This window comes from Halocalculus aciditolerans, assembly GCF_014647475.1.
GTDB lineage: Archaea > Halobacteriota > Halobacteria > Halobacteriales > Halobacteriaceae > Halocalculus > Halocalculus aciditolerans.
The window spans coordinates 1,108,080-1,127,336 of the sequence record NZ_BMPG01000001.1 but is presented as its reverse complement, the minus strand read 5'-3'; the positions used below and the strand labels follow the sequence as shown (position 1 = coordinate 1,127,336).

Below are 19,257 nucleotides of genomic sequence, written 5' to 3'. Positions count from 1 at the left end.
TCAAACGACGTCCTTCACGTCGCGGACGTCGACGTGGATCTGCCGGAAGACGTCGGCGAGGTCGTCGGGCTCGCCGAACTCCAGACTCCCGCGGCCGCTCGACCGGTCGTCGACTTCGGTACGCCAGAGGACGACCTCCTCCCCGTCGAGGCACGGAACCTCGTAGGCGTAGCCGGGCGCGATGGCCTGCGGGGCGATATCGACCGACGCGCTCGGGTCGCGCTTCGCGATGAGCTTCGACAGCTCGACGCGCACGAGATTCTTCAACTGCTGCTCGTTCGAGATCTCCGGCTTGAAGAGCGCCTTCCCCTCGCGTTCGCCGTACTGGTCGACTTCGGACTGCGAGCGCGCCGCCGCCTCCAGCCGGGTTCCATCCTCCTGCTCCGCGCCGAACGCTGAGAGGACGTTCGCGTACTTGCTCCAGTCGTTGTCTCGCGTATAGTCGAGGCGCTCCCAGTCGGCTGTCTTCGTGACCGCGCCGGGCTCCATTACGACGACGTCGATCTGGTCGTCATCCCGGTACTCGGCGGTCGCGAGCATCCCCGCGTCCGAGCACATCCGCTGCAGGTTCTCCCACGGCGTCCCGACGTACTCTTCGTCGTCGAAGACCGCGATAGAGTTCGTGTCGATGGCGAGCTCCCACGACGAGATCGTCTGCGCGTCCACGCCCTGCGTCGGCGTCGACGAACTCGTCCCGGTCGGGCCGAGCGTCACGCGTCCCTGGATGGTCGTGCCGAGCGTGTCGAACGAGAGGTCGGCCGACGCACTACCCGACGCCGATACCCACGTGTCGCCGCCGTCGTTCGTCGCCGCGAGCGCGAACGCCCCGTCCGTCGACGACGCATCGGTCGTAACGTGTGCGACGGTGATATTGTAGGACTGCGAGAACGCCGTCGTCGGGATGTCGACCGCCGGATACTCCGCCGGCCCGGGAAGCTGCTGGTTGCTGTCCGTCGCCTCCGGGAAGTCCTCGATGTCGTAGTAGCGCTTGTCGTAGAGAACAATCCAGTCAACCGCCATCGCCTCGCCGCTCCCAACCGACGTCGCCTCAACCGAGATCGAGACCGACCCCGAGAGATCCCCGCCAGTATAGCCGGAGCCGTTCGAGTACGCGCCGGTCGCGACGTCCGTCCAGTTAAACGCGATCCCGCTTGCGCCCTGTGGGATGGTGTCGACAACGTTCCCATCCACGGTATACTCCATCCCGGCCGTATCGTCCGCTGCTTGCCGGACTGCCAGCCCGACCGCACTCTCCGGGATGGTGTGGTCGAGGACGGCCGTCCCGTCGACGTGGTCACCACTATTTGCGAGGTACGCAGCAAACCCGTCGACGTAGTCCCCACTCCCGCCGAGCGCCGCGTCCGTCTGCGTGTGCACGCCACCGGCGTTTCGCGCGTCGACGTGGAACGCCGTCTGGAGGGGCGTGACGACGCCGTTCGAGACCTCGGCGGGAAGCGTGCCGTCGCTCGTGTCGAAGATGCTCGACAGACTCGACTGGTCCGCGCCATCCTGCACGACGAGGCCTTCGTCGACGACGCTGGACGTCGGCGGGTGGACGGTCGGGTTGACGCGGTCGAGAGAGTTGAGGTACTGCTGGATGCTCTTCCAGCCCTCGATGCTGTCCGCGGTATGTCGGTTGCCGCCTCGGTCGAGTTTCGCGAGCACGCCTGAGCCGTGGAGCGTCATCTCGACATCCGACCCCCGGCGTGAGTCGCGCTCGAACTCGCCCTGGAGAACGAGAGCCCCGTTGAACCAGAGGTAGGCGTCGGCGAGCTTCCACTCCTTGATCCAGTCCGCTTCTGGGACGTCGAGGCTCCACGACGCGAGCGCGGTCGGCTCCCGGGAGATGGATGGCGCGCCGATGTCCTCGGAGAGCGTGACGATCTCCCCGCCCTTCCGGAGTTCGAGCTGCCAGCAGTCGGGGTGCTCGACGAGCGTCGTAGTGTCGACGACGACGGAGTCTGCTTGCGCGTCCTCCGTGAACGCGCGAACGTAGACCTCGTAGTCGTGGTTCGGCTGCAGGCCCGTGAGCGTAATCGACGTCTGATTCGGGTCCGCCACCGCGTGTTCTTGCCAGTCGCCGAAGCCGGTGTCGAAGCGCGGGTCGAGCTCCTCGCGGAGGAAGACCTTGAAGCCATCCTCGTTGTCGGAGTTGTCCGTCCACTCCAGGGTGAGCTCGCGCTCGGCGACGTCCGTGATCTGGGGGTTCGTCGCACCCGGGAACTTCGTGACGATACTCGTCGGCGTCGTCCACGCTCCCGCGCCCGCATCGTTACTCTCGGTTCGGAGGCGGACTTCGTACTTCTCGCCGTCTTCCCGGCCGCCGAACGTCGTCGACGTCGTCGAGTCGTTGACGATCTGCTGCGCGTAGCCGGTCGCCGATGAGTCCCACGCGGACTGCCCGGTCTCCCGGATCTCGACGCGGTATCGGCCGTTGTTAATCGTGTCCGGCCAGTCGACGGCGACCTCGTCCTCGACGCCGTTCCCGAGCGTCGGCTGCTCTGCGTCCGGTAGTAGGGTAGTGAATGTGACAGGCATCTATACGTCCTCCACAGGTCCGGCATCCGACGTCTCGATGAGCACGCGAGCGTCGTATTCCTCGCCGTGCAGGAGCCCGCTCAGCGAGTAGGCTTCGTCGCTCCGAGGGATTCCACTCGCGACGGTGGTCCACGACCCACCGTTATGCCGGATGTCGACGCGATAGCTGCCGTTATTCGCGTTATTCGTCCACGAGAGGTCTGCACCATCCTCGTCGACGGCAGCGTAGGACAGATTGGTGGGTGCGGGGAGGATCGTCGTCGCGGAGAGCTCCCCGGAGTCCGTGTAGGCGTCGTTGGTATTCCGGGTGATCATGTAGTGATAGGTGACGCCGTCGAGGCGTCCGGTGTCGGTGTAGGACGTCGTGGTGTCGTCGACGTCCGTGAAGTGCACGCCGTTACTGCGGACGCCGGACTGGGTCGCGCGCCAGATCTCCAGCACGCCCTCCGGATTGTTGTCGTTCTTCGCAATCGAGAGCGTAATCTCCCGCGGGGTGCTCGCATCGAGCGACTCCAGAGTCGGCGCGGGCAGATCCGTCGTCGCCGACACCTCGTTACTGAGCGGGCTGTTGGTGCCGCCATCGTACTGCGCGGCCACTCGGACGTAGTAGGTCCGGCCGTTCACGAGTCCCGTGATGGTCGCGGACGTCGCCGACGCCGATGTCGTCTGGTCAAGAGAGTAGTCACCGGTAGACGATCCGGAGGATTCCGCGATGTAGACCGCTGCGCCGTCCTTCTGCGGCGCGTCGTCACTCCACGAGACACTCACTGAGCCCGCGCCAACCGACGTCACAGAGAGCCCGTCGATATCCGTCGAGACAGTTGCGCTGTACCCCCACGAACTCGACCCGGAGTCGTTAACCGCTCTCACACGCCACCGGAACGTGTCGACTCCCGGGGAGACAGACACCGCGGTCGATGTCCCGGCGACGTTCCCGTCGACGAGCGACCATGATCCGCCGTCTTCGCTCTTGGCGAGCTCGTAGTGGTCGGCCACGCCGCCTGACCCCGCGGACCACGACACATCGATGGTGCCGTCGCCGACGACCGTCTGCGAGACATCTTGGGGAGTTCCAGGCGGCGGGACCTCATACGTAATCGACGCGGATCCGTCGACAGAAGAGACAGATGGGTCCGGTTGAGCACCGCCTTGGTTATTTCGAGTGCTTGTTGCGATGCCCGCAACGTAATTACTCCCACCGCCACCCGCCCCGATCTCCTTGTTGGTTTTTGCGCCGCCGCCGCCGCCGCCGTAGTAGCCGCCACCACCGCCACCAGCCCCCAATTTATTTGGGTCGTATGAGTCGCTATCTCCGTCGCCACCAGCTCCCAGAGACCCAGCTTCGCCGCCGTTGTCTCCGCCCTTCCCGCCGGCAGACTGTGTGCCCCCTTCTCCTGCAAACAGGTTGTTGTACGATGCGTATTCCCCGTCGTCGCCGGTATCGCCACCACCGTCACCACCAGCGAGTTCGACGCTGTAGTTGTCGGTCGCGATGCCGCCGCCGCCGGCGGCGACAAGGACGCGGTCGGACAACGATGTTCCGTTAATTCGGATATCTGTTGCTCCACCGCCCCCACCGCCGACTCCGTATGTCTCGTACTGCCCACCGTCTCCGCCACCATTCCATCCCCCCCAATGATCGTAATCATTGTCGTACGTCGGGTTGTCTCCGCCGCCACCGACGTAGACTTCGATTGTATCTCCTCCAGATACCGGCACTGTTGCTTTAACAAGTCCCCCCACCCCACCGCTGACGTCGCTATTAGAACCACCCGCTGCCCCTTCCAGAGTGACATCTATCGACGAGACGCCTTGCGGGACTGTCCACGTGTAATGGCCCCACGAGTCCCACGAGATGGTGTCTGTAACCATCTACATCACCTCCGTCTTAAACGCGGTCTCAACGGCCTCATCGTCCGCGTACTCATCGAGTGGTGCGAGCACAAACACATCCAGTGAGAGCGTACGCTCGCTGGCGGGCGGCCGAGAGTCATCCGACCCGCCCGTGACCACGCCCCAGAACCCTTCGGCCTCGACGTCCGCGCCGGGGTCAACGGCGACGACGAACGTGTCGAAGCTCGCGCCGGCCGGGACGCGCTCGCGATAGGACGGATCGCCGCCGTCGCTCACCCACGTCCGCACCGGGTCGCCCGCCGTCCACTCGATGTACTCGCGGAGGTCCTGGTAGCGAACGCGGTAGTCGTCGACGGCGTCTGTGAGGAACTCGTGGAAGTGGAAGGTCAGCGAACGCGTCCCTCCGGGGCTGACGACGGGCGTGCTCCCGACGAGGCCGTCCGTTACGATACCACCAACTGTCCAAGATGCGTCTGTCATATCTGGTTAGCCGCGGAGTCCGCGGTTCTCCTGCTTCAGCTTCTCTTTCTGGAGCGCTTCGTCGACGGCGAGGTCCGCGCGGTCGTCGATAACCTCGTCGAGCGTCGGGTCGTCCGTCTTGAGGAGGACGGCGAGTCCATCGAGCGCCGTCTGGATCGCCTCCGCGATCTCCGACGCCGATAGCGACCCACTCCCAGTGGCCGTCGACGTCGACGAACCACCGGAGAACGCATCGGTCGCCGCCGACGCCGTCCCCGACGTCCCGCCCCCGCTGTAGCGCTGGGCGAGCGCTTGGAACTCGCTATTCGAGATGCCGAGCTTCGACGGACTCACACCGCCGTGCTCGGCCATCCCTGTCCAGAGGCTCTCCGACACCGTCATCGGGGTATCCTCCAGATTCGACGTCTTAAACCCGTACTCGTCACCGTGACTCTTCATAAACTCCCGCATCGCCGGCGTCAGCCCGCTCGTCTTGATCGCACCGCCGGACGCGCCGGTCTGGACGCCCTCGCTGAACGCCTTCCCGGCAGTAAGTCCGGCCTGCTTCGACGCGCTCGCCGACGGGAACGGCGACGCCGACGACTTCGAGATCGAGTCCTTGTACGCCGCGACGGTCTGCTCGCCCGCGGCCTGCCCGCGCGCCTCGGCCTCACCGGGCTTCGGCGGGAAGAGGTCGTTAACGGTGACGCCCGGGATGGAGTTGATCGCGGACTTCACCGTTCCCGGGACCTTCTCGATCTGCTGGAGCATCCACTGGATGCCACCAACAACAGCGGACGCGACGGAGTTAGTGATGTCACGAATCCCGCCAAGGTTGTTCTTCCACGCAAGATAGAGCCAGCCGACCGGTCCAATCAGGAACATCGCGGCGTCCTTGATGAGACCGAAGTTGTTCGTCACCCACTGCTGGGTCTGGGCGACACGGTTCTGGATGCCGAGGAGGTTCTTATCCCACGCAGTGTAGAGCCAGCCAATCGGCCCCATGAGCGCGAGGATAATCGCGCGGATGGTGCTCCAGTTCTTCTCGATGAAACCGAAGGCGGCCTCGGTCTTATCGCGGATGCCGAGGAAGTTCGTCGCCCACGCACCGCCGAGAACGGCCGCGCCGCCGGCGAGGGCGAGGAGGATCGGGAGGACGGGGGCGGCGGCGACGTCGACGGCGAGGAAGGACGGGACGACCGCGCCCGTGTTGATGGCGGCTAAATAGCCCATCGCACTCGCGAGCGCGCTGGCCCCCGCAGAGGCCCCTGCAAAGAGCGATAAGGATGTCCCTAAGAGGAAGATAAGCGGCCCCATCGCCGCGGCGACCGCGGACAGCCCGATGACGACCTGCCGCTGCCTCGTGGAGAGACTCCCGAACCACTCGGTGAGCCCGCGGGTGGTCGTGACGAGTGTCTTCGCGGTCGGTATTAGCATCTCCCCGTAGATTGCGGCGGTCTCCCGCGCCTGCGCTTTGAGGGATCGGAGTTGGTTCGCGAACTCCTCGGACGTCCGCGCCGCATCGCCCTGCGCGTCGGACGCGCTCCGCTGGATGAGGCTCATCCGCGCGAGAATCTTCTCCTGCTCGGTGAGTTCCGCGCCGGTCGCCGCGATCCCCGCCCGGTAGGCCTCCTGCTTGAGGCGGGCCTCCGTGATGGCGATCCCGAATTTGTCGAGGGCTTCGTGGTTGCCGACGAGGCCGCTCCGGAGACGGTTGAGCGCGTCGCTTGTCGAGACGTTGTAGAACGAGGAAAGGTCGACGGCGAGCTGGGAGAGCTTCTGGCTCATCGAGATGACGCGGTCTTCCGCGAACCCCATTGAGGAGAACGTCGTGCCGAGCGTCGTCGCGAGTTTCTGCATCTGATAGCGACTCCGGCCGGTTTCTCGCGCGAACGTCTTCGACCACGAGACGATCTGCTGTGTCGACTCGCCGAACGTGACCTCCATCCGGTTCTGGAGCTCCTGGATATCGGACGCGACCTTGACTGAGGCCGCGCCGGCGGCGAGGAGTGGGAGGGAGACGAACATCGACATCTGCGCGCCGACGTCCTGCATGGACGCCCCGAGTGACCGGGCTCGGTCTTCGAGGGAGTCCATCGACTGCTCGGCTCGCGTCGCGCCGGCGGTGAAGCCCTTGGAGTTGAGCGTGAGACCGGTGACGAGACTGTCAAACATAAGTTAGGTGTTGGGCATTTCGGACTGCATTTGTTCGCTCGCTTCGAGGGACGCGACCTCGAGGTACTCTCGCTCCTCGCGTGGAAGCTCGCCCCACTCGCTGGGGGTCATCCCGAAGTCGCGGAGGAGGCCGAACCACCACTGGCCGACGTCACTCCGAGCGAAACTGCTCGACCTCCTCCGCCGTCATCGGGTCCTCGCCACCGGCCATGAGGCGTTGGCTCATCTCGATGCGCTCTGCGGTAGTGTACGTCTCCCGCCAGAACGCCGTGTCGAGGTCGGGGTCGGTGCTGCAGTCAGCGAGGATCTCCGCGAGCTCCCGGCCGTACTCGCCGACCTTCTCGGCGACCTCCTCGCTCTGCTCGCGGACGTCGTCGAGTTCCTCCTCGCTCTCGGGGAGGTCCTCGTCGAGACCGTCGAAGAGCGTCATCCACTCCATCCCGATCTCCGTGAGGCGCTCCGACTGCATCCCGCCGGGCGGCGCGAACTCCAGCGAGATGCCGTCGACGTCCATCTCGAAGGATTTGCGTTCGCGGCGCGCCTGCTGGAGGCGTTCCTTCGTCGAGAGGTTCTCCTTCAGCTCGGTCTCGCGCTCGTCCTCGATGGAGGTGCGACGCTCGCGGAGCTCCTGGGCGACGTCGTCGTTCTCGTAGTCCGGTGCGTTCGGAGTGGTGGGGTTAGCAGACATGGGTCATCTTACGAGGTCGCGGTTTTTCCGCGCCGCCATGCGCCGTGGACCCAGCCGGTGAACGAGATCTCGCCGTAGTCCTCGGGGAGGCTGATCTCGCTCCAGTCCCACTCGACGTTCTCGAACTCGAACGTCTGCGCCGGGCTCGACGCCGTCGCCGGCTCCTTGTCGTAGATGTGGATGCGGCAGGCGTCCCAGACATCGCCGTAGATCTCCTCGCCGTCGGAGTCGACGACGCCCATCGTCTCCAGCTGGGACGCGCCCGGGACGAGGAGTGCAGGCACCTCGATGTCGAGAGTGTTGTAGGTCTTCGTTCGGACGCTCCGGCGCTGACTGTGCTTGTTCGTCTCGCTATTCGTCTGGTCCTTGCTGATGCTGACGTCGGCGGTCGTGTTGCCGACGACGGTCTCCGATTCGCCGGTTGCTCCGAGGTCGGTGACTTTCGCGATCTCGATGAACGCCCCGGTCAGTTCGCTCGGTGCTTCTCCTGCTGAGCTCATGGATTATCTGATGTGGGTTGTCTGGTAGCGCCAGCGCGCCGCGATGGTCGTACGCTGCCCCTCACTCATCTCCGGACCGCCGGTGCCGCCGGGGCCGCGGGGGACGAGCCAGGAGACGCCGCCCCCGATGTCGAGGACGTCGCTGGCGTGGTCGAGTATTTCGCGCATCGCGAGGATGCCGTTCGATTCCCGCCAGTCGCGCGTCGCGATGACGGATGCTTGGACGGTGTGGCGGTGGCGGGTCGCTCCCGTCCCGCGGTGTGTGCCGTCGCCGTCGAAGAGGCTGAGCCGGAGGACGACCGGGTCGTCCTGCTCGTCGGCGGGACTCCCGATGCTAATCCGGCCCGCGTCGCCGAGCGCGTCGACGACGTCCGCGTCGTTCTGGAGCGCTTGGATGAGGCCGACGAGCACCTCACTCGACTTCGGCGCGCTCTCGCTGCTCACTTCCCGCCACCCCCGTTCTTCTGCACAGCCTGCCAGGCGTCGCGAGCGGCTGGGCCGAACGCCCAGAAGTTCGCGCCGAGCACGAGGGCGAGAAGCCCCATCCACGCCATCGCCGGGATGTCGCCGAGGGCCGCATGGTCAAGCGCGTCGAGGTAGATCAGGCCGATGAACGCCGCGTTCAGACCGAGAGTGACAACGTCGTTCGTGAGCCACCAGCGGTCGTCGACGGAGTTCGTCGCCCCGTCACCATCATTCGACTCGTCGGGTTTCTCCGCGTAGTTGCCCTCCTCGTCGCGCGGCTGCTCGTCAGTCACGAGCGGCTCACCTCGCCGCAGACCTCGCTGACGACTCGCTCGAAGTGATCGCGAATCTCGACGACGTGCGCTTCGAGGGCGGGTCCGAGGTAGGGGTTGTAGACGTACTCCTGGACGGGCGCGTACTCGACGCTGTTCCCGACGCGGCCGCGGACGGCGTCTCGGGCGATACGGTTGACGGCGTTGTTGATATCGGAGCGGAGTCGGCCGGTGTCGACCGGGGCGAGCTTCTTCGCCGTCGCCTCGATCTTGTCGACCGCCCACTCCATCGCGCCCTTGAGTTCGGACCGGAGCTCCTCGACGAGCCGGCGGAGACGCTGCTTGACGTCCTTCGGTGCGTGGCCGTTCTCCCACTCGATCTTGATCGGGCCGTTAGCCACTGCGCTCCACCTCCAGTTCGAGGTGGTCGACGCCGGCGCGCCCGTACCGTGGGTTGATCTTGACGACCGTGAACTCGCGGCCGTCGGAGAGCGTGATCGTCTGCCCCTCGTTGAGGTCGTCCTGGTAGGTGGCTGGGACCTGCATCGAGGGCGCTTCGCGGACGCGCTCGCCCGCGACCTCGCGCACCCAGCCCTTCCCGGCGGCTTGGTAGCGGACGGGCATCCCGGCGACGACCTCGACGTCGTCGTAGAGTGGCTCGCCGGCCGGGTTCGTGCCGGTCTCCTGGCGTTCGGTGACGGTCGCGTTGTGCGTCGCCTTCGCGCGGATACGGTTCCGTGCCATCTTAGATGACCTCCGCCGCCGGCGAGTACCGTGGCGGCGCGTAGCGAGCGACACTCGCCCGGACCTCCTGGCGGACGTCAGCGGGGACTTGGTACGTCCACGACCCGTCGCCGACGGACTCCTGCTTGAGGCCGTCCTCCTCGATCATCGCGAGGCGCTTCCGGACGAGCCGGATGACGCCCTCGCGGACCGGGCCGGGGACGGTCTCGTAGCCGTATGTCCACTCAACGGATACCGAGCGGCGGCCGTCGGGGAACGCGTCGACGTCGGCCGACGGGAGGAGTGCGATGAACGCCTCCTCCACGACGACGTCCTCGACCGGAACGGTCGTGTCGCCGTCCTCCGTGTGGATGGTGACGGACGCGACCGACTGCACGGGACGCTTCGGAAGCGGGAGTTCATCCCCATCGGTTCCGTCGAGCGTCGCGGTCGTGGTCGTGATCTCGAAGGTCGTGCCGAGCCAGTCGTCGACGCGTTCGCACTCCTCGCGGAGGAGGCGTTCGAGGAGGTTAGTCCACTGGGGGGTGCCGTCCCCGTCGGTGTCCGTGGTCGGGACGCCGAGGTCCTCGGCCGTCCACGACAACTCGGCTTCGAGCTCCTCGACGGACACGTACGGGGCGGGCATCGTCAGTTAGCCTCCTCTGCAAGGTCTCGGGCGCGCCCGTGGATGGCGTCCACCGCGCCCTCGCGATCCTGATGCGCGACCTCGTAGTCCTGGGCGAGATCGAGGACGCCGTCGTACTCGCCCGTCGCGAGCGCGTCCTCCAGATCCCCGATAGTACCGTCGTCGAGGACGTCAACGAGATCGTCCGGGAGCGCCTCCGCGGGTGTCGCGTCCGTCGGCTCGTCGGTGGGCTCCTCCGCCGGCTCGCCACCATGCTCCGCCGGGATGATGCCCGGGCCGCAGATGTCGCGGATGTCGTCGAGGCCGCGGGCCTTCACGAGGAGGGGCTTGCCTTCGAGCCAGTCGTCGAGGCCGTCGTGGTCGACGAACGCATCTGGGTCGGTCTCGGAGACGTCGACGCCGTCAGCAGTTCGGTAGCGCATCGGGCCACCATCTTCGCGGTCCTTGAGCGTCACCACCGCGTAGGTCATGCGGACCCCCTCCCGTAGACGGTGAGCGTGACGGTTTCGCCGGAGAGGTCGGCGGCGTCCGCGACCTCCTGCAGTGGGTTCCCGGCAGTCCCGGAACTTGCGTAGGCCTTGAGCACGCCGGCGCTCTCGTCGTAGCCGACGACGTAGCCGGATTCGGTGACGGTCTCCTCGACGACGACGCGCTCGATGCTCGCCATGTCCGCGTCGCTCGCGGCCAGGGCCTCGCCGCCGTTCGTGTAGCTCGCGTCGAACGCTGCGAGAACGCGCACGAGTCGAGAATGCGCGCCGTCCCAGTCATCGTCCTGCTTCGTGTAAGTGATTCCCATCAGTGGTACCTCACGGAGCCGCGATGTTCGTGGCGAGTGCGACACCCTCGGCTTCCTCGATCTGGAAGTCGGCGCGGGCGATCATGTTGTAGATCGCGTAGAGGTCGCGGCGGACGATGGCCTCTCCCTCCGTCGTCATGTTGACCTTCTGCCGGCGCTGGGGGATGAAGAGGAGGTTCTGCGGGTCGACGAACATGATGGTGTCGTCAGGCCACGACGGAGGAGTGATCCAGTCGTAGCCGAACGGCGTCGGGTCGTCGCCGTTCATCAGCATCGCGTCCCCAGCCGCCGTCGACCGGTCGGTGACGTACTCCTCGAACTCCTCCTTCTGCGAGCCGGACCCGACGAACACGAGGTTCTGAGTCCGCTTGTACTTCTGATCGAGGAGGTGACGGACGTTCGAGAACACCGACTTGTCGATGGCGGCGTTCTGGTGATCGTAGGTCGGGCTCCCCTGGTCGGTCGCGAGCTTGATCCAGCCGTCTTCGATGCCGATGAAGGAATCGCCGCTGGATTCATCGCCGTTCGCGCCGAGGTCCTCGATGTCCACACCGAACTGGCGAGTGAACTTGTTGAGGAGGATGTTCGCCGTGTTCTCGTGCTCGATGGTGTCTTCGAGGGTCTCGTTCGAGAGCTCCCACGGGAGTTCCACCTTCGTCACCGAGTAGTCGATCTTCCCGGTGTTCGGCGAGTTCAGGCCACTGTCGCCCGAGGACTCCCCCTCGGTTGCCTCGCGGAGGAGGCGTTCGCCGACGCCGATCTTGTCGATCTGGCCCTTGGGAGCGTCGACGGGCTGGATTCGGATACGAGGCATCAGAACCGTCTGGTCCTGGACCTTTTGGTAGAACTGCTCGAACTGCTTGTCGCTCAGCAGGCCGCCGCCGGCGAAGTCACCCGTGGTGACCTTGTCGAGGGCGTCGCGGTTCGCGCTCGACATCAGGCGTCACCCGGGATGCCGAACGTCTTCTCCCAGCCATCCGCTTCGGTTTCGTCGCCTTCGCCGCCGATCTGCTGGCTCTTCCCGCGAGCTTCGGCGAGGTCGTCGAGGTCGCTCTTCGTCTCGTTGATGTCTTCTTGGAGGCTCTTCGCCCATTCGGGCATCTCCTCCTCCTCCCCGTCGGTGGACTTCTCCTCGCCCTCTTCGGGTTCGGTCTCGGTCTTCTCTTCTGCGATATCGTTCTTCAGCTCTTCGACGTCGTCGATGAGGCTCTTCGCCCACTCAGGGGGTTCGTCCTCGTTCTTGTCACTCATGTCGGGTTCTGTAGAGTTAGTTTGCTTGCTGCTCGTCCCGCTGCCGTCGTAGGAGACACTCGGGTCGTCGGCGAACGCCTGGTAGTCACTCGTGTCGACCTGACTCGATGACTTGACCATCGCGAGCGCTTCATCGTGGATCGTCATCGCGCGTTCGCGGTTCGCCTTCGAGAGGACGCGACCGGCCTTCTCCGCCTCGGCCTCTGCAGCTTCGACGGCTTCCTCGGCGGATTTCTCGCCGCCGAAGACGGCGCGGCCGACGCGGGCGAAGAGTCCGGCCTCGTCGGCCGACTTCTCCGGCCCGCCATCCGAGCCGGCGTCTTCGTCCACGTCTTTCTCGGGTGTCTCCCCGCCGGCGTCGTCGCCGTCGGGGTCGTCGGTCATCTTGGTGTTGTCCTGTAGGTAGGTGCAGAGTTCGGTCGCTTCCGTCTCGCCGTGGCCGCGATCTTGGAGGACCGTGACGCACGCCTCCATCCCCTCGGTGAGCGCGTCCTGCGCTTTCGCGAGGTCATCCGCGCTCTTGAGGGAGACCATCTGGGCGTCGGGAACCGCCGGGATGTCCACCGAGGACACCTCGACGATCTTCCCGCCGACAATTTCCTCGACGGGCTCGCCGTCCGAGTGGTAATCGGGGACGACGACGCCAGCCGGGACGCTGTCGGGCGAGTACTCCTTCGCGAGCACTTCGCGCGCGCCGATACTGTAGCCAGCGAGCGTGCCGGACTTGACGAGTCGCCAGAGGCGGTCGTCGTGGAACTTCCACGACTGCAGCCAGGTGCCAGCAGGGAACGTTTTCCCGCCGACGGTCCGAGCTTCGTCGAGGACGTCGTTTTCGGCGAGGGTGACATCGTCGCTGCCGGGGAACGCGGCGTGCATCACGCCGCCCTCGGCGTCGCCGCCGGTTTGGAGTCGGCGCATGAAGTCATCCGCGAGCGCCTGAATGGTCTCAGGTCGGACGAAGTCGCCTTGGAGGTCGACCTTGTTCGGGACGAGCACCCCGCCGACAGCGATCTGCCGCTCGTCGTCGACGGCCTTCATCTCGACAGTCTTCGATAGCGACTGTCGGGACTCGGTGCTCATGCGTCTAAATCCACGCACTGGACGCTGTAAAGGCCTTTATCGCGTTATATCGTGTTCTCTGAAGAAACCTTGTGACTACTCGTCGCCGAAAGTCTCGTGACCATCGGCGAGCGAGATGATCGCTTGCGAGAGTGACGGCTCGAAGCCGTAGCGATCCTCGAAATCTGACTGGACGTCGTCGAGCACTTCGAGCGCGCGCTCACTCAGGTAGACGTTCTCGCCGGTCATGCTCCAAGCCTCGCGGGGTCGCGGACGGGCGCGACCGTGCATCGACAGTTGATGAGCTCGTCAAGCGGCAGGCTCGCGTCGCCGGGGTGGTCAGCCTGCGCGCCGCCGACAACGAACGTCCCGTCGATGGGGACGACCTGACCGTCGGCTTCGCGATGCGTCTTCCGCGTCCGCGGCCCGGACGTCGCCACCCACTCCTTCCCGACCGCCCCCGAGTCACGGTAGGCTTCGGTCGCCCCCTTGTTGCTCCCACTGACGACGTTCGTCCGAGCGATCCGCTCCGACTCCCACCCCCGCATATCCTCAAAGACCTCGTCCTCAAGGACGTCCGCGATATCGGGGATACTCATCCCCTCGCGGTACCCGCGGGCGAGCGCCTCCGAGAGGTCACCGACGATGCGCTGGGTGGTCGCTTCACTCATCGCGAGCGCGTTCGACTCCAGTACCCGAATGACCTCGTCGCGGGTGAGGTCCATCGAGATATCGAGGGCGTGCCGCTGGATGGCGACCTCCCGGCCGGCGTCCGCGCCGTCGATATGCATCCCCTTCACGACGGCGTCGTACTCGGCGCGGCCGTCGACGAAGATCTCCCGGACCTGCCCGTGGAGCGCGTTCTCGTTGAGGAGTTGCAGCCGGCCATCCCGAAGCGCTTCGAGGAGCTCGACCTCGGACTGCTTCAGCTCGCGAGCGTACTCCCGGGAGTACTGCTCGATGAAGCGCTCGACCGACGGCGCGTACTTGGCTCGGCGGTGGACATCGCCGGGACTCTTGTGGAGGACGTCCTGGCTACCCGCACGCCGGCAGGCCTGGCACACTACCCCTCACCCCCACCGTCGGAGCGGGCTTCCACGTCGTAGCCGAGGTCTTCCGCGCGCTGCTCGCGCTTCGCTTCCTCGATGGCATCGTCGACGGCCGCCTGGATGTCGCCGCGGGGGCCGGACGGGACGCTCCCGACCTCGGTGAGGAGGAGCTGCCCCATCGGGAGCGGGTCGCCGGCGTCATCTGTGAGGGGCGGGAGGTCGAGGTACTCCGTCCGCAGTTCGTTCACCGTGATCGCGTTCGCAGAGTTCCCCTGCGCGACCGTCGACGCGATCTCCACCTCCTTCTGCCGGTTCGACGCGCCGCGGAGCTTGAACTCAAGCGTCCAGCCGTCGACGTCGAGGCCGACCTTGTGGATGGTCTCGTAGAGGCGCATCGCGAGGGCGCGCTGACGCGGCTGGATGACGTCCTCCGCGAACTGCTCCCGCTGGGCCTGCGAATCCTGCGCGAAGTTCGCGGAGTCCGTGTAGCCGGCGACGGCCGGCGGGACCTCATGGACCTTGAGGATTTCGTGCTCGTTATGCCGGCGATACTCCGTGAAGCTCGCGTCCTCTTCCACGCCGACGGTGAGTGGCTCGACCTTGATGGAGACGTTCTGCGAGGAGCCATTTCCGGAGAGGTCGTCCATCGGGTTCGCCGTGGGTTCGACGTCGATAATCGCCGTCCGATGCGATTCTTCTGCGCCCTTCGAGGCCATGAACGTATTCCGGATGTCCTCACGCGTCCGGTCGGAGACGGTTCCTCCCTCGACCATCACGGCGATTCGGGGGACGCCGTCGTTCTCGAAGAACGAGACGTTGAACGTCTTCGCCGCCTGGTCGCCCTGGATGGTCTGGATCGCTGAGGCGTCGTCGGGGAGGCCGTAGTAGACCGAGGAGATCGCAGGGTTGTGCAGGACAATCAGTTCGTTCGCCGCGCCATCCGCATCCGGTTGGCGTTCCCCGGTCTCGGGGTCGATGAAGTACTGCTCCTCGCCCTCGTCGGAGTACCGCGCACCGAACGGCGCGAAGTACTGCGTCTCTCCGTTCCGGATCTGCACCCAGCCTTCCGACGTCTCCTGCCGACGGCGAAGCGTCTGCGCGGGGACGTGCGCGAGACCGATGGGCGTGCCGTCCCCCTGAACGAGCACCTCTAAGCCGAAGAACCCGATGCCCTCGTAGTCCTGCATCGCTCGTTCGAGGAGCGCCGTTGACGTCGTCGCCATCGCGTCCGGCCCGAGCGTAAATTTCCCTCCGTCCCAGAACTCGCGAACGACGTCCTCGCCGGGTGGGTCGTCGGCGTCGGCGCTGTCGGCTGGGACGATGTCGAAGCCGTAGCCGGCGGTGTACTTCGCCTTCTTTCGGACGGCGACGTCCCGCGTCTCGTTGATCTCGGAGAGTTGGGCGAGCTTCTCCAGCGGGTAGGGCGGGTTGATGGTGTCGTGCGGCCCTTCCTCCCACTTCGCCGCCTCTTCCTGCTGGCTCGTCGTCGACTTCTCCCGACCCTTCGGCGACGGAACACCGCGCTCGGTCGACGCTCGGAGTTCGATGGTCTCCGTGTGCTCGCCTTCGTTGTCTCCGTCACTCATCGCCACTCACCTCCTGAGACTGCGGACCGAGTTCGTCCCAACAGGGATGGCAGACGTCTGCAACGTGGATGACGTCGGTCCCCTGCCTGTCGATGTGTTCTTTCCGGAAGAGTTCCTCGGCGGGCTCGCCTTTTTTGAACTCTTCGCAGAAATCGCACTTGAACGCCTCACTCATCGTCGTCCCCGTCGGTCGCGTGCTGGAGTTTGTCGACGACGTCCTCGCCGCCGGCGATAGCGTGCTTCGTCTGTTCCTCGCTGTCTTCGTCCTTGCTGGGATGTTGAGTCATAGTGTGTTGATGCCGAGGCCGGTGTTCGCGTCTCGATGCGTGTCGTCGTCGCCGTCAGCGCCGGGGTCCGTCTCGTCAAGGACGCCCGCCTTCTCCAACGCCTGGATACCCTTCTCCGCCATGTACCACGCCGCGACGAGGTCGGGCGTGTGGCCCTTCAGCTTGTTATCCTCCATCTTGAGGGAGAGCATCGCCTGGATGAGATCCTCGACCCCGTCGTCACCGCGATGGAAGAGGATCCCACCGTTCTCGACAAGCGTCTGCAACCGGGGGATGCCGTTCTCCCACGAGTGCTTCTGGCCGGACGTCGACATGCCGCGGACCTTCCCGCGCAGGCTCGCGGAGAACTCGATGGCGTCGTTCGCGACGTACGTCTGCATCCCGTTCGATTCGATGACGACCATCGCGGGGTCGTAGCGTTCGTCGAGGTCGGTGAGTGTCGCCTTGACGTCCGAGGGCTGGAGGCCCTTACCGTACTGGACGTCGAGGGGGACGCGGCGACCGTCCCGGCGGACGAGCTCTGTCACGAACGCCGCCCGGTCACCAGTCTTCGACGCCGCAGGGTCGTGTGCCACGATGACGGCCTCGCCGGCCCCCGCCGTGTACTCGCGTGGGGGCTGGCGGCCGCGGATACTGCAGCCGCCGTCGTCGACGAGCCGGTTCACCGCGCTGGCGTCGAGGAGATCGCCCGCCGCGCCCCGAAGCACGAGCGAGTATTCGCGCCAGAAGCGGTGGTCGCTCATCTTCGTGCGCTTGTCGGCGAGCCACTCCGGCCCGCGGGCGTCTGGCCAGAGGACCTGCATGGTCTCGCCCTCGTGCCAGGGGTCATCGACCTCGCTGTAGAGTCCGGGGTCGGGACGCCGCGCCTCCCAGTCAGCGTCCTCACGGAACTCTTGGTCCCAGACGTCGAGGACGGCTGGATACTCGCGGACGGCGTACCCCTCCTGACTCCTGAAGTGCGCGTAGATGTCGTCGGGGCGTTTCCGCGTCCCGATGATGACGGTGTGGCCGCCGTCCTTGACCATCGGGACGGTGACGCCCTCGATCCAGTCGAGGATGCGGTCGGTGTCGCCGTCGCCGTGCTCCTTGATGACGTCGTCGAGCACCAGGAGGTGGCTGCGGTCGCCCTCGATGCCGCCGAAGAGCCAGCCGGCGTTCAGCTTCGAGCCGTTCGCCCACGTCTTCGACGTCTTCGAGTCCTTCTCCATCGGCTTGTTCAGCTCGACGAGCCAGGGGTTCCGCTCGATGAAGTTGGAGAGTTCCTCGTCGGCCTTCTTGTACGCCTGCTCCTGGTTGTTCGCGATCCAGTGAGCGCGGAAGCCCGGTTGGTACTCGAGGTGGGCGATGAGGACGACGATGTTGATGGTCGTCTTCAGGCCGTCCCGATGGCACATGAGGACGAGGTCTTCGTCGGCCTGGAAGTCCTCGATCCACTGGCGGTGATGGTCGCCAAGGAGGTGGTAGTCGTCGAGCTCCGCGCCCATGTAGCCGCGGGTGACCTCGTTCGCGAAGTCCATCCAGCGGTCCGGGTTCTCGATGGGGTTGAGAACGTCGCGCTTCGCTCGCCGCATCGCTGCCCCGGATTCGACGTCGCCAGTGGACGCCATCACACGCCACCTCCGTCTTCGCCGTCTCCGTCGCCGGCGTCGTGATCGACGGGGACGTCCTCATCATCGAGCGCTTCATCTGGGGACGTCGGCGGCGGGCTGCCGGTCTCGATGGTTACCGACCAGTCCTGCTCGGCGAGCGCCGCGAATTTATCGATCTCGATCCCGTAGAAGCGGCCGACGAGCACCCAGATGATCGCGGACAGCGGCCCGTAGAGTGAGGTGGGAACGAACTGGTGGGAGAGCTGCCGCCAGGACATATAGAGCCACCCGGCGACAAGAACGAGCGTCACGGCTTTGCGCTGGTAGGAGTTGCGGGAGTGGGGGACGAACGTGATCACCAAACAGTAGGCTTCGGCGCGGAGTTTCGCGACCGGATGCTGCCAGGTCCGGGCGTTCTCTGGGTTGGGCTGGAGGGCCCAGCGGACGGCCTCTTCGATGCTCACACCGATTGCCTCCAGACTCCTCGGCGGGTCACTCTGCGGCATCCTCCTTCTGAGCCTCCCGGACGGCTTCAAGCACCCCCTCTTCGAGGTCTTCGTCGAGGGAGATCTCGGTCTCGGTGTCGAGTTCGCCCGAGATGTTGATGTTCTGCTCGTACGCGCCGAGGATCTCGCCCTTCGCCTGGAGGTGCTGGGTCTGCTCTTGGCGTGCCGACTGCTTCGCGCGGAGATCGGGTTCGTCTCGGTCGAGGCCGGCGAACGACGTCGTGTACTTTGGGGAGCCGTCGAACTCCCGGATCGGGTACTTCTCTCCCGGATCGAGCATGACCTCCTCGTCCTCGTCGAACACGATGATGATGTCCTCCGGTGTCGCCCACTCCGGACGGCGGTCATCGTCGGCGTCGAGAACCTCCCACGGGTTCGTGTAGAACGGGGTCTGCTTCTGGGACACGCGACTTGTCGCAGGGACGACGCGCTTCCGCGGTTGGTCCTCGACGGCCTGGGATTCGGCTTCCCGAGCTCGCTTGTACATCTCCTCTTCGCGTTCGGCGATCTGGAGGCGGACGTCGGCGTGCTTCTTCTCGATCTGCTCGATGACCTCCTCCTTCGGCTGCTCGTTGAGGTACTTCCGGATCGTCGACGGGGCGTAGTCGCCGTAGCCGTTCTCGCGGAAGCGGTCTTGGATTTCGTCGACGTCGAGGTTGTCGAGGTACCGCCATTTGAGGGCGAGGTGGACGCGTCGGTCGCGGGGTTTGGTCATGGGTGTGGGTGTTCTGCGCCGTTCGTCTGCTTCATGGTATTTAAAAGGATTCGTGTGTGCGTGCTGGTATGAAACTGGGCCGTGGGAAAGTCGTATCAG

General features: G+C 65.6%; 22 protein-coding genes. All 22 read right to left on the bottom strand.

The window, feature by feature from the left end:
• The 22 genes from IEY26_RS05860 to IEY26_RS05755 all read right to left on the bottom strand — a co-directional run bounded on the left by IEY26_RS05860 (window position 1) and on the right by IEY26_RS05755 (window position 19,158).
• A complete protein-coding gene (locus IEY26_RS05860; protein WP_188976777.1) occupies window positions 1-2,538 on the bottom strand; it encodes a fibronectin type III domain-containing protein in 2,538 nt (845 codons plus the stop codon).
• Window positions 2,539-4,410, bottom strand: a complete 1,872-nt coding sequence (locus IEY26_RS05855) for a glycine-rich protein (protein ID WP_188976775.1) — start codon at window positions 4,408-4,410, stop codon at window positions 2,539-2,541. It lies immediately after the preceding gene.
• Window positions 4,411-4,872, bottom strand: a complete 462-nt coding sequence (locus IEY26_RS05850) for a hypothetical protein (RefSeq protein ID WP_188976773.1) — start codon at window positions 4,870-4,872, stop codon at window positions 4,411-4,413.
• Window positions 4,873-4,878: 6 nt separating this feature from the next.
• Entirely contained in the window at window positions 4,879-7,026 is a 2,148-nt protein-coding gene (locus IEY26_RS05845) for a phage tail tape measure protein (RefSeq protein WP_188976771.1), read from the bottom strand.
• 151 nt (window positions 7,027-7,177) lie between these two features.
• Window positions 7,178-7,714 (bottom strand): hypothetical protein, encoded by a 537-nt coding sequence (locus tag IEY26_RS05840; RefSeq protein WP_188976769.1) that lies wholly within the window; start codon window positions 7,712-7,714, stop codon window positions 7,178-7,180.
• 8 nt (window positions 7,715-7,722) lie between these two features.
• Window positions 7,723-8,214: a hypothetical protein gene (locus IEY26_RS05835; protein WP_188976767.1), complete on the bottom strand. Its 492-nt coding sequence runs from the start codon at window positions 8,212-8,214 to the stop codon at window positions 7,723-7,725.
• Between the two features lie 3 nt (window positions 8,215-8,217).
• A complete protein-coding gene (locus tag IEY26_RS05830; RefSeq protein WP_188976765.1) occupies window positions 8,218-8,658 on the bottom strand; it encodes a hypothetical protein in 441 nt (146 codons plus the stop codon).
• Complete coding sequence (locus IEY26_RS05825) at window positions 8,655-8,972, bottom strand: hypothetical protein (RefSeq protein WP_188976763.1); 318 nt, start codon at window positions 8,970-8,972, stop codon at window positions 8,655-8,657. Before IEY26_RS05825 ends, IEY26_RS05830 begins: the two co-directional genes overlap by 4 nt.
• Window positions 8,969-9,352 (bottom strand): HK97 gp10 family phage protein, encoded by a 384-nt coding sequence (locus IEY26_RS05820; protein WP_229773936.1) that lies wholly within the window; start codon window positions 9,350-9,352, stop codon window positions 8,969-8,971. The genes IEY26_RS05825 and IEY26_RS05820 overlap by 4 nt, the downstream gene beginning before the upstream one ends.
• Window positions 9,345-9,695: a hypothetical protein gene (locus tag IEY26_RS05815; RefSeq protein WP_188976761.1), complete on the bottom strand. Its 351-nt coding sequence runs from the start codon at window positions 9,693-9,695 to the stop codon at window positions 9,345-9,347. Before IEY26_RS05815 ends, IEY26_RS05820 begins: the two co-directional genes overlap by 8 nt.
• Window position 9,696: 1 nt before the next feature.
• Window positions 9,697-10,320 (bottom strand): hypothetical protein, encoded by a 624-nt coding sequence (locus IEY26_RS05810; RefSeq protein WP_188976759.1) that lies wholly within the window; start codon window positions 10,318-10,320, stop codon window positions 9,697-9,699.
• 2 nt (window positions 10,321-10,322) lie between these two features.
• The gene (locus IEY26_RS05805; RefSeq protein ID WP_188976757.1) at window positions 10,323-10,790 is read right to left on the bottom strand and encodes a hypothetical protein; all 468 of its coding nucleotides are present in this window, start codon (window positions 10,788-10,790) and stop codon (window positions 10,323-10,325) included.
• Window positions 10,787-11,116, bottom strand: coding sequence for a hypothetical protein (locus IEY26_RS05800; RefSeq protein ID WP_188976755.1), 330 nt, complete (start codon window positions 11,114-11,116; stop codon window positions 10,787-10,789). The genes IEY26_RS05805 and IEY26_RS05800 overlap by 4 nt, the downstream gene beginning before the upstream one ends.
• Before the next feature lie 10 nt (window positions 11,117-11,126).
• Entirely contained in the window at window positions 11,127-12,053 is a 927-nt protein-coding gene (locus IEY26_RS05795) for a phage major capsid protein (RefSeq protein ID WP_188976753.1), read from the bottom strand.
• Window positions 12,053-13,447 carry an XkdF-like putative serine protease domain-containing protein gene (locus IEY26_RS05790; protein WP_188976751.1) on the bottom strand — a complete coding sequence of 465 codons (1,395 nt, stop codon included), beginning with the start codon at window positions 13,445-13,447 and terminating at the stop codon, window positions 12,053-12,055. The genes IEY26_RS05795 and IEY26_RS05790 overlap by 1 nt, the downstream gene beginning before the upstream one ends.
• A gap of 75 nt (window positions 13,448-13,522) precedes the next feature.
• Complete coding sequence (locus IEY26_RS05785; protein ID WP_188976749.1) at window positions 13,523-13,675, bottom strand: hypothetical protein; 153 nt, start codon at window positions 13,673-13,675, stop codon at window positions 13,523-13,525.
• Complete coding sequence (locus IEY26_RS05780) at window positions 13,672-14,490, bottom strand: phage head morphogenesis protein (protein WP_188976747.1); 819 nt, start codon at window positions 14,488-14,490, stop codon at window positions 13,672-13,674. The genes IEY26_RS05785 and IEY26_RS05780 overlap by 4 nt, the downstream gene beginning before the upstream one ends.
• The gene (locus IEY26_RS05775) at window positions 14,490-16,061 is read right to left on the bottom strand and encodes a phage portal protein (protein WP_188976745.1); all 1,572 of its coding nucleotides are present in this window, start codon (window positions 16,059-16,061) and stop codon (window positions 14,490-14,492) included. The genes IEY26_RS05780 and IEY26_RS05775 overlap by 1 nt, the downstream gene beginning before the upstream one ends.
• Window positions 16,054-16,236 (bottom strand): hypothetical protein, encoded by a 183-nt coding sequence (locus IEY26_RS05770; protein WP_188976743.1) that lies wholly within the window; start codon window positions 16,234-16,236, stop codon window positions 16,054-16,056. Before IEY26_RS05770 ends, IEY26_RS05775 begins: the two co-directional genes overlap by 8 nt.
• Before the next feature lie 108 nt (window positions 16,237-16,344).
• Window positions 16,345-17,955 carry a phage terminase large subunit family protein gene (locus IEY26_RS05765; protein WP_188976741.1) on the bottom strand — a complete coding sequence of 537 codons (1,611 nt, stop codon included), beginning with the start codon at window positions 17,953-17,955 and terminating at the stop codon, window positions 16,345-16,347.
• Complete coding sequence (locus IEY26_RS05760; RefSeq protein WP_188976739.1) at window positions 17,955-18,401, bottom strand: hypothetical protein; 447 nt, start codon at window positions 18,399-18,401, stop codon at window positions 17,955-17,957. The genes IEY26_RS05765 and IEY26_RS05760 overlap by 1 nt, the downstream gene beginning before the upstream one ends.
• Window positions 18,402-18,429: 28 nt before the next feature.
• Window positions 18,430-19,158, bottom strand: a complete 729-nt coding sequence (locus tag IEY26_RS05755; RefSeq protein ID WP_188976736.1) for a hypothetical protein — start codon at window positions 19,156-19,158, stop codon at window positions 18,430-18,432.
• Window positions 19,159-19,257: the final 99 nt, after the last annotated feature.

Coding starts and splice junctions, on each gene's coding strand:
- IEY26_RS05860 (WP_188976777.1), bottom strand. CDS start 2,538: ATGCCTGTCACATTCACTACCCTACTACCGGACGCAGAGCAGCCGACG.
- IEY26_RS05770 (WP_188976743.1), bottom strand. CDS start 16,236: ATGAGTGAGGCGTTCAAGTGCGATTTCTGCGAAGAGTTCAAAAAAGGC.
- IEY26_RS05775 (WP_188976745.1), bottom strand. CDS start 16,061: ATGAGTGACGGAGACAACGAAGGCGAGCACACGGAGACCATCGAACTC.
- IEY26_RS05800 (WP_188976755.1), bottom strand. CDS start 11,116: ATGGGAATCACTTACACGAAGCAGGACGATGACTGGGACGGCGCGCAT.
- IEY26_RS05805 (WP_188976757.1), bottom strand. CDS start 10,790: ATGACCTACGCGGTGGTGACGCTCAAGGACCGCGAAGATGGTGGCCCG.
- IEY26_RS05790 (WP_188976751.1), bottom strand. CDS start 13,447: ATGAGCACCGAGTCCCGACAGTCGCTATCGAAGACTGTCGAGATGAAG.
- IEY26_RS05755 (WP_188976736.1), bottom strand. CDS start 19,158: ATGACCAAACCCCGCGACCGACGCGTCCACCTCGCCCTCAAATGGCGG.
- IEY26_RS05835 (WP_188976767.1), bottom strand. CDS start 8,214: ATGAGCTCAGCAGGAGAAGCACCGAGCGAACTGACCGGGGCGTTCATC.
- IEY26_RS05850 (WP_188976773.1), bottom strand. CDS start 4,872: ATGACAGACGCATCTTGGACAGTTGGTGGTATCGTAACGGACGGCCTC.
- IEY26_RS05765 (WP_188976741.1), bottom strand. CDS start 17,955: ATGGCGTCCACTGGCGACGTCGAATCCGGGGCAGCGATGCGGCGAGCG.
- IEY26_RS05810 (WP_188976759.1), bottom strand. CDS start 10,320: ATGCCCGCCCCGTACGTGTCCGTCGAGGAGCTCGAAGCCGAGTTGTCG.
- IEY26_RS05845 (WP_188976771.1), bottom strand. CDS start 7,026: ATGTTTGACAGTCTCGTCACCGGTCTCACGCTCAACTCCAAGGGCTTC.
- IEY26_RS05785 (WP_188976749.1), bottom strand. CDS start 13,675: ATGACCGGCGAGAACGTCTACCTGAGTGAGCGCGCGCTCGAAGTGCTC.
- IEY26_RS05855 (WP_188976775.1), bottom strand. CDS start 4,410: ATGGTTACAGACACCATCTCGTGGGACTCGTGGGGCCATTACACGTGG.
- IEY26_RS05795 (WP_188976753.1), bottom strand. CDS start 12,053: ATGTCGAGCGCGAACCGCGACGCCCTCGACAAGGTCACCACGGGTGAC.
- IEY26_RS05840 (WP_188976769.1), bottom strand. CDS start 7,714: ATGTCTGCTAACCCCACCACTCCGAACGCACCGGACTACGAGAACGAC.
- IEY26_RS05815 (WP_188976761.1), bottom strand. CDS start 9,695: ATGGCACGGAACCGTATCCGCGCGAAGGCGACGCACAACGCGACCGTC.